The organism is Acinetobacter sp. CIP 102129 (genome assembly GCF_000368305.1).
Lineage (GTDB): Bacteria > Pseudomonadota > Gammaproteobacteria > Pseudomonadales > Moraxellaceae > Acinetobacter > Acinetobacter parvus.
The window spans coordinates 797,706-811,334 of the sequence record NZ_KB849340.1 but is presented as its reverse complement, the minus strand read 5'-3'; the positions used below and the strand labels follow the sequence as shown (position 1 = coordinate 811,334).

General features: G+C 35.8%; 10 protein-coding genes, 4 pseudogenes and 1 other annotated feature. Of the genes and pseudogenes, 7 read left to right on the top strand and 7 right to left on the bottom strand.

What is annotated here, in order from left to right; genetic code table 11:
• Window positions 1-5 precede the first annotated feature (5 nt).
• A complete protein-coding gene (locus F973_RS07950) occupies window positions 6-455 on the bottom strand; it encodes a hypothetical protein (protein ID WP_004761045.1) in 450 nt (149 codons plus the stop codon).
• Between the two features lie 367 nt (window positions 456-822).
• A pseudogene (locus tag F973_RS15240) lies at window positions 823-992 on the bottom strand (transposase domain-containing protein); the annotation flags it as partial.
• Window positions 993-1,284: 292 nt separating this feature from the next.
• Here F973_RS15240 and F973_RS07940 point away from each other — a divergent pair.
• Window positions 1,285-2,318, top strand: a pseudogene (locus F973_RS07940) (IS3 family transposase); the annotation flags it as partial.
• A gap of 40 nt (window positions 2,319-2,358) precedes the next feature.
• Here the strand turns inward: F973_RS07940 and F973_RS07935 are convergent.
• A pseudogene (locus tag F973_RS07935) lies at window positions 2,359-3,592 on the bottom strand (IS3 family transposase).
• Window positions 3,187-3,303 (bottom strand) — a sequence feature (AL1L pseudoknot). Its footprint overlaps the pseudogene before it by 117 nt.
• A 34-nt stretch (window positions 3,593-3,626) precedes the next feature.
• On the opposite strand from F973_RS07935, the pseudogene F973_RS15080 reads away from it, so the two are divergent.
• A pseudogene (locus F973_RS15080) lies at window positions 3,627-3,770 on the top strand (IS3 family transposase); the annotation flags it as partial.
• A gap of 100 nt (window positions 3,771-3,870) precedes the next feature.
• On the opposite strand, the gene F973_RS07925 reads toward F973_RS15080, so the two are convergent.
• Both F973_RS07925 and F973_RS07920 read right to left on the bottom strand, forming a co-directional pair.
• Complete coding sequence (locus F973_RS07925) at window positions 3,871-4,782, bottom strand: ParB/RepB/Spo0J family partition protein (RefSeq protein WP_004761035.1); 912 nt, start codon at window positions 4,780-4,782, stop codon at window positions 3,871-3,873.
• Between the two features lie 13 nt (window positions 4,783-4,795).
• Window positions 4,796-5,569 (bottom strand): ParA family protein, encoded by a 774-nt coding sequence (locus F973_RS07920; protein WP_001274705.1) that lies wholly within the window; start codon window positions 5,567-5,569, stop codon window positions 4,796-4,798.
• Between the two features lie 854 nt (window positions 5,570-6,423).
• Between F973_RS07920 and F973_RS07915 the strand changes: the two genes are divergently transcribed.
• Window positions 6,424-7,596, top strand: a complete 1,173-nt coding sequence (locus tag F973_RS07915; RefSeq protein ID WP_004761033.1) for a replication initiation protein — start codon at window positions 6,424-6,426, stop codon at window positions 7,594-7,596.
• A gap of 344 nt (window positions 7,597-7,940) precedes the next feature.
• Window positions 7,941-8,243, top strand: a complete 303-nt coding sequence (locus F973_RS07910; protein WP_004676056.1) for a hypothetical protein — start codon at window positions 7,941-7,943, stop codon at window positions 8,241-8,243.
• 208 nt (window positions 8,244-8,451) lie between these two features.
• Here F973_RS07910 and F973_RS07905 read toward each other — a convergent pair whose 3' ends face one another.
• Window positions 8,452-10,290 carry an AAA family ATPase gene (locus F973_RS07905; RefSeq protein WP_004761031.1) on the bottom strand — a complete coding sequence of 613 codons (1,839 nt, stop codon included), beginning with the start codon at window positions 10,288-10,290 and terminating at the stop codon, window positions 8,452-8,454.
• Window positions 10,291-10,730: 440 nt separating this feature from the next.
• Here F973_RS07905 and F973_RS07900 point away from each other — a divergent pair, with 440 nt between their 5' ends.
• The 3 genes from F973_RS07900 (at window position 10,731) to F973_RS07890 (ending at window position 12,298) form a co-directional block, all read left to right on the top strand.
• Window positions 10,731-11,423 (top strand): NYN domain-containing protein, encoded by a 693-nt coding sequence (locus F973_RS07900; RefSeq protein ID WP_004761030.1) that lies wholly within the window; start codon window positions 10,731-10,733, stop codon window positions 11,421-11,423.
• Window positions 11,424-11,709: 286 nt separating this feature from the next.
• On the top strand, window positions 11,710-12,021 hold the full coding sequence (locus F973_RS07895; RefSeq protein WP_004761029.1) for a BrnT family toxin: 312 nt from the start codon (window positions 11,710-11,712) through the stop codon (window positions 12,019-12,021).
• Window positions 11,984-12,298: a BrnA antitoxin family protein gene (locus F973_RS07890; protein WP_004740255.1), complete on the top strand. Its 315-nt coding sequence runs from the start codon at window positions 11,984-11,986 to the stop codon at window positions 12,296-12,298. Before F973_RS07895 ends, F973_RS07890 begins: the two co-directional genes overlap by 38 nt.
• 133 nt (window positions 12,299-12,431) lie before the next feature.
• Here the strand turns inward: F973_RS07890 and F973_RS07885 are convergent, their stop codons facing one another.
• A complete protein-coding gene (locus tag F973_RS07885; RefSeq protein WP_004761028.1) occupies window positions 12,432-13,409 on the bottom strand; it encodes a TerC family protein in 978 nt (325 codons plus the stop codon).
• Between the last annotated feature and the right edge of the window lie 220 nt (window positions 13,410-13,629).

Genomic DNA, 13,629 nt, shown 5'->3' with positions numbered 1-13,629 from the left:
ATGACTCACAATTCAATTTTTTCTTCAGGACTAAGATCACACTGACGCTTAATTTTCAGGAGCTCTTTAACTTGTTTTTTAGCCTCCTCGTTGCGCAAGTTAAAAAACGTCATCAAAAAATAGGCACTGAGTTTCCCTGACTGACCAAAAACATCAGCCTGCACTTCTGGATCAATATAAATATCAAGTTCACGGATCAACTGCAGCTGTGGCATATAGTGCACATGTGCACGCACGGCACTGTCCGTTTTTAAGATCTCGATAATCTGCTGCCATATCTGCACATAGCATTTTGTAAATTCCTTCTGTTTGTCTTTATTCCTGTCTGGTTTCTGTTTCATCAGACTCCCCACCTCCTTCTTCAACTTAAGTAGCTTTGGTGTTGTGGTCACGAAAGGAAGAATAAACTGATAAAGAAAGAGGGCAGTGTTGCTTGCTGACTGAGCAAAAATCATAATAAATGACCAAAAATTAACACACAAAGTTTTATAACATTTTTTTTATTTACTTTTGAAGATTTTTTAGCAAATATTGACAATAACAATATTATTCAAATATTTATGATTTTAAAATATCTAATATTCTGCAATCTTCCCCACTATATTAGTTACAACCCCTCAATTTTCATAAACAGTTTCAACAAAAAATTATTAAATCCAGTCATAAAAACCAAGTGAAAAAACCGCCTAAGATGTAAATCTTTGAGCTTGTCAAAGTGATCGATATGCTGTTAAAGCAGTTTAAATTGAGCAGAAAATCATGTGCCTCGCCTCAAATTTTGGTAAGCATCCGCTGAACCCCATCGCTATTTTTTAATTCGGTTCAGGTTCCAAGCGGTGTCGCAGTAACTATTTGGGTCACTTTATGTGTCGGCAACCTTTCAGCACATCACTTAAATAGGCATATAGCCCATTCATCTTTGCTGACTGGATCAGGGTCATGATGTTCGCTGCTCGTTGACTACTGCGTAGCGAACCTGCAAACAGCCAGTTCTACCCTCAAGGAGCTATCTACACAAATATTTTTAATTGAGCTATCGTAGGCAGCATGTTTTAAATTTTACGACAACTCGATTAGATGCCAGACTCGTTAAATGCAAGAACATCAGTATCTAAGTGAATCGAAATTTGTTGCTTCACAGGGCTATAGAATTGATCGTGGCGTACAAAGACATTTTAACTTTTAAATGTTTGTGCAACAAAGCCATACTTTGATCCTAGCCAAAATAATGGACAGCACGTCCCTCTAAAGATAACGTAACTTTAATCTTTGGAGATTCAAGAAATGGCTAAACGTTTTAGTCCTGAATTTAAACAGCAAGCGATTGATTATGCACTTTCAAACTCCCACGAACCTATAGCTGCAATCGCCCAGAAATTAGGTGTGGGTTATTCAACTTTAGACAAATGGATTCGTGAAGCCAATCCAGTAGGTTCAAGCAAACGTCAACTTTCACCAGAACAACAGCGGATCTTAGAATTAGAGAAAGAAGTCAAACAGCTCAGGGAAGCCAATGACATCTTAAAAAAAGCGCATGTGTACTTTCTGACAGATCATGCCAAGAAAAGTACACGGTAATTCAAGATCTGGATGTGAATGAAGTCACTGTATCTTCTGCCTGTCAATGCCTGGGTGTCAGCACTTCAGGCTATTATGCCTGGCGAAAACGCCAGGCCAATCCAGCGCAGAAATATAATGATTTAAAAGCCGTATATTGGCAGCATCATGCACGATTGGGTGCACCTTCATTGGTACATGACATGCATGATTTAGGTTACAGCATGAGCGAACGAACCGTTGGAAGAATGCTTAAAAAGCTTGGTTTACGTAGCAGGATTGCACGTAAATACAAGTATACGACTGATTCAAACCATCGTTTGCCTACAGCGCCTAACTTGTTGGATCGTCAATTTACGGTCAATGAACCCAATAAGATCTGGACAACGGATATTACCTATATCCGTACTAAGCAAGGTTGGCTGTATTTGTGTGTGATGCTGGATCTATTCAGCCGTCGTATTGTCGGTTGGCAAACCAGCCATCGAATAGACCGTCAATTGGTGTGTGATGCGTTTCATTATGCAATGGCTCGTCAGGGGTATCCAATGGGTGTCATGGTGCATTCGGACCAAGGCTCACAGTACTGTAGTCGTGATTTTAGGGCGCTATTATTGACGAATAACTGCGTTCAAAGTATGTCACGCAGGGGAAACTGTTGGGATAATGCAGTGACCGAAAGCTTCTTTCATACATTGAAAGGTCATGTGGTCCATGGCAGTGTGTTTGCCACTCGAAAAGAAGCGAATACAGTCTTGTTTGTGAACCGTACCGGGTTTATCGGAGACTTTTTTATTTAAGTTAGGCCACCTGACCTAACGGATTAATCTTATCATAGTACATTGCTTCAAACTCAAAAGGCGATACATAACCCAGTGCACTGTGTACACGCTTTTTGTTGAACCAATCTACCCAATTTAATGTCGCAAGTTGTACATCCGCTAAACCTTGCCAATCTGCTTTTAAATATTCAATCACCTCTGTTTTGTATAAGCCATTCACCGTTTCAGCCAAAGCATTATCGTATGAATCACCGGTCGTACCGACTGATGCTCGTAAATTTGCTGCTTCTAAACGATTGGTATAACGAATGGAAAGATATTGCACGCCTCTGTCACTATGATGAATCACGTTCTTTGGCATGCCTCGATCATGCAATGCTTGCTCCAGTGCATCGAGCACCATATCTGTATTCATACGTGTTGATACTTTCCATCCAACAATTGCTCGCGAGAACACATCAATAATAAAGGCGGTATAGACCCAGCCTGAATGAGTTTGAATATACGTGAAGTCAGCGACCCACAGCTGGTCAGGATGATCTGCATTAAAATTGCGTTTTACTAAGTCATCTGCTCGTTTTTGATCATCTCGGCTACGGGTGGTTTGTTTATTCTTACCACGCCAAACACCTTGTATACCTAGCTTCTGCATCAATCGAGCAACTGTACAACGTGCGATAACATAACCTTCACGTTTCAATTGTTGCCAGACCTTACGCACACCATATCGACCTAAACTTTCTTTCCAAATACGTTTGATTTGCTCTGCATGATGTAAATCATGCAGAGCACGTTTCGCTCGATGTTCTGGGTTATCAACGAGATCTAAAGCCCGATAATAGGTCGAAGCTGCAATCGGTAAAATCCTACAAATCGCTTCAACACCATATCGATCTTTATTGTTCTGGATAAAATCCACCATTATTTGTGTGGGCGGTCGAGCTCCGCCTGGGCGAAAAAAGCGGCTGCTTTACGTAGAATTTCGTTAGCACGTTGCAGTTCTTTATTTTCACGTTCGAGTTGTTTAATACGTTCTTGATCTGAAAGTTGCTGTACTTTAATTGGGTTTTGTTTATCTAAATATTTTTGATACCAAACACGTAGAGTTTCAGGAGTACAACCCTTGCGCAGTATACTGCTCAGGGAGCAATAGCGGTGATTGCAGCCCAAGTAGAAGGATAATCTTTTTCAGATTCAATCAATAATTGAACCGCTCTTTCTCTAATTTCGGGGGTATAGTTTGGTTTTTTCATCGGAATAGTCTCTCAGAATATTGAGTCTCCGACAAACCTGGTACGGTTCATTGACTATATTGAGATTTATTACAATCGGGTCAGAAGGCATTCCGCAAACGGCTGGTTAAGCCCAGAAGCCTTTGAACAGAAATATTTTAAGAATTTAGAGGGATTTGTTGTCCACGATACTGTCTAGGATCAGGCAAAATACAAAGAAGTGTACTTAAGAAAATAAATTTCAATAATGCATGAGAATATAATTGGTTTGAGGTTATTAAAAAAAGTGTAGCAACTTGCTACACTTTTTCGCTTTTTTGAATCAGCTGTTTTAAAAAATCTTCTAGTTGTAATAGACTGGCTTCGTCAATTTCCGAGATATTCAGAGAAACCTTAAGCTGTTTTTGATTCAGTTTAATATTCCCCGCAATCTTACCCGCATATTCAATTTTTCTGACTACTGATGTCGTGGTCAGTTTTTCTGGATCCTGACTCAATAATTTTTCAGCATAGGCAGTAACTTTGCTTTGCTCAAGTTTTTTGTCTTTTACTTTTTCCCAAGCCCCGAGTAAAGCCGTTTCGGCCTCAGAAAGTTGTTCCAGATGATCCGATAGAAATTTTTTGAATGCAGTTGCAGCAGTACGACCTAGCAGGCCTGGTTCCAGATCAAGGTCATTTAAAATTGCTTGAGGCAGCCTTTCGTACGCTAAATACTTGTACATATCTTCGCGATTTAAACCCAGTGAATTGGCTAAACGTTGCTTGTTTTTCTTTAATTTCTCATCGAGAGAGTTCAGGCCAATAAAAATTTCATAATCTGTCAGATCCTGACGCTTTAAATTTTCTGCCAAGGTTAACAAAGATGCTTCTACATCATTTGCATCAATGATAATGGCTTCAATCACAGACTTACCGAGTAGCTGATGCGCCCGTAAGCGTCGCTCGCCTGCAATCAGTTCATATTTCAGATTATCCAGTTTACGCACTGTAATGGGCTGCAAGAGGCCGATTTCATTAATAGAATCCGCCAGTTCCTTTAACTGTGACTCTTCAAAGACTTTACGCGGCTGGTTTGGACTGCGGCTGATATCCTCAATAGGGACATTACGTCTAAATTCTTTTAGCTCTTTAATATTATCTTTCTGTGCTTGCTGATGTTTTTCTGTATTCTGTTTCAGTTTCTGAGCTAAAAGCTCTTTGGTGCTTGCCATAATGCTCTCAGGTTTATACTTTCGCTACAATTTCATTGGCAAGGCTTTCAAAAGCCTTACGTACTTTTGAATTTTTTTCTACTTTCAAAAGTGATTGTTGCAGAATCGCTGCTTGATTGACTTTAGTACTTTGAGGAATGGTGGTTTCTAAAATTTTGCCCACCTGTTTTAAGGCTTCATCCCGAATCAGTTTACAAACATTCTGACGTTCATCATGCTTAATCAGTAAAGCGCCTAAAAGCTCTAAATCTGGATTAATACGTTTGATCTTTTCAAGATGGTTTAAAAGATCTGTTACCCCATACAGTCCATATTGTGATCCGGATTCGATAGGGATAATGACATGGGTTGAAGATGCCAGCGCATTGCTGGTTAATAATTTAAGACTAGGTGGACAATCAATCAATATGAAGTCATAAAGATCTTTTAACAGTTCTAGCTTGATATTTAACTCTTCAGAAGGACGGGGAGCTTCTTCTTTTAGTTGGTCTTCTGTTTTTCCTAAATTCAAGGAACCATAAATTAATGATACTTTTTCAAAGTTCGTTTCTTCTTGTAATGCATCTGCCAACAACGAAATATCGCCCACCAGTAATTCTGCTGTAGTCACAACAATTTCGCTTGGATGTTGGATCCCAATATGTAAACTTGCGTTTGCTTGAGGATCTAAATCAATGACTAAAACTTTGTTGCCCAGATTAGCAAGTTCTGAGGCGAGGTGCACAACAGTCGTTGTTTTGCCACATCCGCCTTTATGGTTAGCAACAGTAATAATTTTTGCAGACATGCGTGTCAGATGATTCCGTATTTGAATGTCTAGTAATATAAATAACTTTCACTTATCTTACTATAGTTTTTAAATTTATAAACCTATTTGTTCAGATGTAAAACAGCTTAAAAAATAAATCTTTAAATAGGCTAGCTTAATTAATAATTAGAATAATTAGTTATTTAGCTAATTAATAATTAAGAGCATATTTTTGTTATATAAAACAAAAACTTATGTTTTTAAAAGTGGAAGGTATGTCACCGTAAAGTGGAAGGTATGTCACCGTAAGGTGGAAGGTCTGTCACTCTAAGGTGGAAGGTTTGTCATCCTAAAGTGGAAGGTCTGTCACTGTAAAGTGGAAGGTCTGTCACTAGGGTGGAAGGTTTGTCACTGCTATTTTTTAAACTGCTATTTTTATAATAAAATAGCAAAAAAACAATAATTTAGGATGTTAATAAAGTCCCGTAAATAAGCTTTAAAGGTGGAAAGGTTGTCACTGTATATTTTTAACCTGTGGATAATCTGTTTTTATTGGATATTTCCTGATGATTATATGTACAGTTATACCTTTCAAATCTAACTGAAAGGTGGAAGCCTTGTCACATCAGGGTTTCTATCTGACTTAACCTACCTGAATGTGGATGAAAACAAGTAAAAATAGGCATTCTGAAATGTAATTTAGGAGCTAAAGGTGGAAGGTCTGTCACTATAGGGTGGAAATATTATATTTAATTCCACTTTAAAGGCAAAAAACCGGATAAAACGCTTTTTTTGATGACAAACCTTCCACTTTTAGAATCTTGTGGTGAAAGTCTTGAAAGTTTTTCCACTTTTGTATATAAAAACTAAGTCAAATTATAAATACCACGGTTATGACAGAATCTGAATCATTGCAAGAAGAATCGAATTATATTCCTTACTGTATAGGCAACATTCGCCATAATGGTGTTGTCAGTACCAGTAACCGTTTAATTCGCCCAATCGAGTTATCAGCCAATGAATACAAAGCGCTTCTATATGCAATGGCAGTTGCGAATTATAGTGAGAAAAATAGGGTAAATGGTGAAATCACCGAACAAACCTATATTTATTTGTATAAGGATGATCTGGCAGATTTATTAGGATTGAATAAACGTAATTCAATTAATGTTGCAATAGACCGCATCTATAAAGAACTGTCATCCCGGGTGGCTCATTTTATTATTGAGGAGCCTGCTGATGATGGTAAGAGAAAAACTAAAAAAGTACATTCTGTCGTTCCCATTATCCGTGAGTTAAGATGGGAAGATGACTCTAAAAATGCGATTCAGATTCGTTTTACCAATGAGGTATTACCGTATTTCACTCAACTGGCGGGGGGAAATTTTACCACCTATCAGCTAAAACATCTTTTTGCCTTGGATTCTGTTGCTAGTATGAGTCTTTATACGTATTTCATTAAAAACGAATTCAAGTACGCCAATCAAAAGAGTTATGAAGTGCCATTACTTTTGGAAAACTTGAAAGCACTGATTGATATTAATGAAACCAAATATGATCGCTGGGTAGACTTTAGACGCTATGTATTAGACAAAATAGTGGCAGAAATTAATGAAAATACAGACCTACAATTAGAATATGAAACCGTTAAGAAAGGCCGTCCAATCGTGGGTGTGAATTTTAAACTGCATCATCGGATTGCTGATAAAGCACCGGATGAAATTGCAGTAATTGAAAAAATCTATCTTGATGTTCCATTTGAAGACAATGCATTCGTAAAAGAATTGGGGGCGAAATTCGATACGAATATACGTTCTTGGTATATTTTTAATAATCATGAAAATTATCAGCAATTCAAGAAGTGGTTTAAAAAAGTAGGATGTCTCACTGACTCTCAAGCAAATATCGTTATTAATGACACTTTATTCCAAATGGATTTTGCTGAAATTGGTATGGGTCTGAATGACTTTAAACGAAATATGAAGCATAAACTTAAAAATAATCCGGAATTCGTTCAAAGTATTCGTGAAAGACTGAATGATATTTTTGGGAAAGAGCTTATTTAGGAGAAAGTGTAGCAACTTGCTACACTTTTTTAGATATATGTCTGTGAAGAATTCATGCGCTAAGCACAATAGGATAAAAATTAGTAATAAATTCCTCTGTACACGACAAATTTCACAGAACCCTTATCCTATGAGGCTTCTGCCTTCTTAAAATTGCCAGAATTTCCTTAAATTCTGCTTTTTCTCCAAAACCAATTAAACGCTGAATCGCCATTTGAACATATTGAGCCAGAACTAGAAAAAAGGGGGTTCTGGAGCCGTTTTTTTAAACCTTATGGCTAATATAAAACAACAATTAGTTGCAAATTAGTTGATATAATAACTTATGCTTTTGGAGATAAGTTATGTCTGTTCAAGAACGCTTAAATAAATCTACAGTCCAATTTCTTAAGATTGCACATCATGTTGTATTCGCCAGGAAACGCTATGAAAACGGCAGACAAATAGTAGTTGCCCTGATTTATATTGCACAAGATGCACACCCCATAGCGGCAATCACAGGAACAGACCGATTTTGGGATTGTCACGACATCAGTAAGGCAACACGATCAATTAGACGACACAATAAAAACTGCCTAATCCTGGATCGTAGAGACTTCATTTTTGAGAAAACGGAAGACCTAAAAGGCTTCAATGGCATCCATTGATTATTCGCCAAAGCTAAACAAAACCGTGGAACATTGATTGTTTTTTGAACGTGAAACATGAAAAATCATAAAAAAAGCCCAACTTGGGGAAGATGGGCTATCAACTAGAAACTACAGCATTGATTTCTAAGGAAAATTATAACACATTACGTATAAGGTGTATTATGTTAATTTTAGAAATTCTTCAATAAGTTACATATGTTTAGAGCTAACTTAAATTGAACTTCTCCTCCAATAAATTGACGAAATTAACGAATTCATTTTCCCCATTTTCTAAATTACTTACCTCTATAACTTCTTCTGAAGACATCTGAGACCACAGTTTTTCAACTAATTGTGTCTTTCTGACCGATTTATATGGAGCAATTAAGGGATGCAGTTTTTCCTTTTGATCTTCATAAGGATCTACCACATAGTCTAACTCTCCATTAGAAATCCGTTTAATTAGATTAGGATGCAAATAATTTTCGCATTCCCGTTTTTTAGTCAAATAAAACAGAACTCCTTGTTCATTATATTTTTTTTGAAGTTCAATATTTGAAAGATAGTCTGAACAATTTGATCCATCATTATCAGAATCAAAAAAAGCACACCAAGGTTTTCCTAGAGATTCTATAAGCTTGTAATTAACCCAATGTTTTAGATTTCCACTTCCACCACTTATTAATACATGAACATTCTTATCTTCGATGTAATTTCGTTTTATTTGAGAACTTTCATGTAATTTTAGAAAGATATGCTTTAGAAAAACCACATCTGAAATGCCTTCTACAAATATAAAACCTTTCGCACCACTGCTTTGGATCTCCTTAACAGGATAAATACCTAATTCTTGCGAAATATATTCATAAAGGTCATCACTTGGATGATCAATACGATGTGTTTCATCTGATTTATAAATATACCTCAAACTATCTAACGGCATCAGACCTGCTAATGCGGGCACATGCGTTGTGACCATAACTTGAGTTTTAGGAAATTCTGATAGTTTAATTAGTGCCTTTATCAACATTTCTTGGTTCGAGGGATGTTGAGATGTTTCAGGCTCTTCAATAGCATAAATTATAGAGTTACCAGATGACTCACTCATCTTTCTTTCAGCTTCAGCTCTAAAGAAATTTAATAAAATTAAACGTCTGACACCACTTCCCCTTTTATTTATAGCAATACCTTTTTCAGAAGAAAGGGATAACTTAAATAATGTCTTCCAATCAGGCTCCTTAGTAAAGTCAGGTATTAAATCTTCAGCTAAAGAAGAGTCCATTTCAGCAAGCTTCGCCAGTGTTCGTTGTGCTACATTCACAACTCTTGTTTTAATATGCTTTTGAATTTCGTCCAGTTGTGGCTGAATATCTGCAAGAGCTAATTTAATAGCAAGTTTTAAGGGGTCCTGAACCTCAGAGTCTTGATCATTACTATTACGATCTGACTTAAATAAAGCATAAATAGGTAAATGTTTTAATAAGCTTGTCCAAATATCTTTAGCATCTTCTTTATTTAATAAAATTTCTTGTTCTGAAAAATTTAGAATTTCTGATTCATATAAAAAATTTCGAATAGATGCATTAGACCTTAAATCAGCAACATCATCTGAATTTAGTCCTCTAGCTGTAATTCGCTTCTTAAGATCAGCCTGTTTCAAATAAATGAGGTCATTCAGTCCTTCGTTTGAAGGATACATACAAATTAACGATACTTTCTCGCTTGCTCGACTAGCACTAAAATCAAAGGTCTTACAAATTTGTAGTAGTTTGTTTTTATTAAGTAAATACTCACCTTCTAAGCTAGTCTGTGAGCCGCTATCTAGACTCAAAAATTTCGGATAGTTGTCAAAGGTACATGTTATTTTAATGCTTCCATCTGCATCAATATTTTTATCTTCTCTATCAATACTTGAATTACCGAAAAAGATATCTAATGCCTCTAAAACGGTAGACTTTCCAGCATCATTTTTCCCCGTAATTCCAGTGAAAGAATTATCAACTAATAAGGTTGCAGGTTCTTTATAACCCCTAAAATTTTCTAAAGTTATTGATACTAGTTTCATTATAAACTCATATAAAAATAATAAGTTATAACAATATAAGAGAGATGATATAAAGGCAAAAGGGGAGGAGTAAATTAATTCTTATCTTTTAATTGTAATAAGCTAAAGGCTAAGAAAATAGCGCATCATATATGACTCACCCTAGATAACAGCTAAAATGGATCTCTGATCCATTTTAGCTGTTATCTAGGGTGAGTCAATACTGCAAGTAATTGAATTATGACAAATAAAAAATCCTATCACATACTTGCTTAAGCAAGTATGTGATAGGATTTTTTATTTGTCAAGGTTTATTCACAAAATAAAATGGTTGTAAGTTATAATAGATGATAGATAATGAATGTACGACTAAACCCTGTACATATTGATTAAGTTCGATAGTCGTTAGGGTGAAAAGACCGGCATTTTATGTCGGTTTTTTCGTTTAAAGGATTTAAATTTTGAAAACTGCTTGTTTTGTTGATGGATATAATTTCTATTACGGCTTATTAAATAATACTTCTTATAAGTGGTTAGACTTACGAAAACTAATCGAACAGATTTTGTATATTCAAAATCCATCCTTTCAATTAGAAAAAATCACTTATTTTACATCGCCAATTAAACCAGATTTAGCCCGTCGAGGCGTCTTATCAGACGAAGCTCAAAAAACATATATCCGTGCTCTAAAAAGTTCCAATATAGAAGTCATCATGGGGCGTCATAAATTAGAAAGAGCTAGGGCTCCCATTTACAAAAAGGGAGAAAAAGCTGATCGAAATAAATCATGTGATATCTGGCTTTTAGAAGAAAAAGAAACTGATGTAAATGTTGCATTGTATATGTATAGAACAGCACTTTTGGAATCTCAAAAATTAGCTAATGATCTATCTAAGATTGAACAAATTCTTTTAGTCTCAGGAGATACTGATATGACTCCAGCGCTAAAAATGATAAAAGAAGACTTTCCGTCTATGAAAATTGGCTTAATTTTCCCACAACGAGAAAATTTAAAAAGAACTCCTCCTGGATCTTTAATCGAATTAGCAGATTGGTCGAGAAAAGTCGTAAAAGAATCCGAACTAAACCAAAATCAGTTCCCTGATAGAATATCAACTAAGAAAAAGCCCATTTTAAAACCATCTTATTGGTGATTTAACATAAAAACTCTTATTGGAAATTTTAAAAACTAGATTTTTCCACCAATTTACAGTCCATTTAACATAATGGCGGTTATACGCAATACACTTGTATATTAATATAAAAATCAATGACTTAAAATCTAACACTCAACCCTAAAATCCGTAAAAAGCCGACTTTGAAACAAGTCGGCTTTTTTATGTTCGATTCTGTAAGATTTTGCCAATAGAAAATGGAACAACTTTGCAAAATTTACAATTTTGTATTAACATTTTTATATTAACAAAAAGCGATGCAACTATGGAAATTGAGTTTTCATGGGATGAGCATAAAGCAGAAACAAACCTCAAAAAACATGGTGTAGCTTTTGAAGATGCAACATTGGTTTTTTACGATGCTCATGCCTTATATAAACAGGATCGCTTTGAAAATGGTGAATATCGTTGGCAAGCGATAGGTATGGTACATGGGCAAGCTGTTTTATTGGTGGCCCACACAGTACAAGACCATAATGGGATGGATCATATCCGCATTATTTCGGCACGACAGGCAGAGAAAAAAGAGAGGAAACAGTATGAGCAAAACCGTTACTTACAAAATGGATTTGAATAATCCTCCTGTTTTGTCTGAAGAACAAAAGGCAAGACTTGAAGCATTAGATAAACGTCCAGACAGTGAAATCGATTTTTCAGATATTCCTGAACTTGATGACAGCTTCTGGAAAAATGCAGTGCAAAATCCATTTTACAAGCCGACTAAACAAGTAACTACGGTTCGCATCGATGCAGATGTCATGCAGTGGCTAAAAGCCCAAGGCAAAGGCTATCAAACACGAATGAATAAAATTTTACGGGATGCCATGCTTAAAGAATTAAAAAATCATCAATAAAAATGGGAGCTTAGGCTCCCATTTTTAGATTCGTATAACGTGTATTATGTTAATTTTAGGAAAACTTATAATCAGAATAATTAACAGCCACTGTTTTATTGGTAGCTATTAATTATTTAAAGGATTGTAATTTTTACCTATGAGTACTTTGATCTTTTGTTTTCCAAAGAGAGTATAGAATTCCTGTAAACAAGATGATGAACGTGATCGAAAGGGAGACTGGCGGTGGAATTTTTGCTATACCTAATCCATCAGCTATAAAAATTTTTGATCCAATAAAGACTAACAATACTGCTAATGCGTACTTCAAATAATGGAAGCGGTCGACCATTGCTGATAGGGCAAAATATAAAGCACGTAATCCCAAAATTGCGAAAATATTTGAAGTATAAACAATAAATGGATCTGTCGTAATCGCAAAAATCGCAGGAACACTATCTATTGCAAAGATCAGATCTACAAATTCAATCATGATCAAGGCTAGAAAAAGTGGTGTCATAAACCAGGTTAATTGGTTAGTTTTTGGATCAATCTTTTTCACCCAGAACTTCTCTGCATGAAGCTGCTCAGTGACACGAAATCTTTTTTTAATAAAGTTCAAAATAGGAGAATTTCCGACTTCATATTCTTTATCAACACTTAGCCACATTTTTATCCCTGTAAAAATAAGAAAGGCTGCAAATATATAAAGAACCCATGAAAATTGGCTGACCAGTGTTGCGCCCACGCCAATCATGATAGCTCTTAGAAAAATTACACCTATAATTCCCCAAAATAAGACTCTATGCTGATAAATTCTTGGTATCGAGAAATATGAAAAAATCATTGCAATGACAAAGATATTATCCATCGCTAATGATTTTTCAATTACAAAACCGGTTACATAGTTAATCCCTGCCGTGGGTCCGAGATACCACCACACCCATGCGCCGAAAAGTAAACCTAATGTAATATAAAATGCTGATAGTGCTAAGCTTTCTTTAACACCAATCTCTCTTACCTTACGATGAAATACTCCAAGATCTAGAATAAGCAGGACAAGTACAATAAGGATAAAGAAAATCCACATCCAAACAGGTTTATCTAAAAAATTCGAAAATAGAACGTCCATAGTTTTCCTCTGCTTATACTTGAACCGTACCGGGTTTGTCGGAGATTTTTTGATTAAAGAAAGAGTACAGTATTCCTATTTGAAGCTGCAATCTTTGACGCAATTTTGAGTTTAGTGAAGTTTGAATCAGACATTTTTTCTCAATACATTGAGGTGGTTCCGTTAATTAGACCACTCAATTCAGTTTTATAAGTGATAAATCCGCTCTAAATATTTAAAT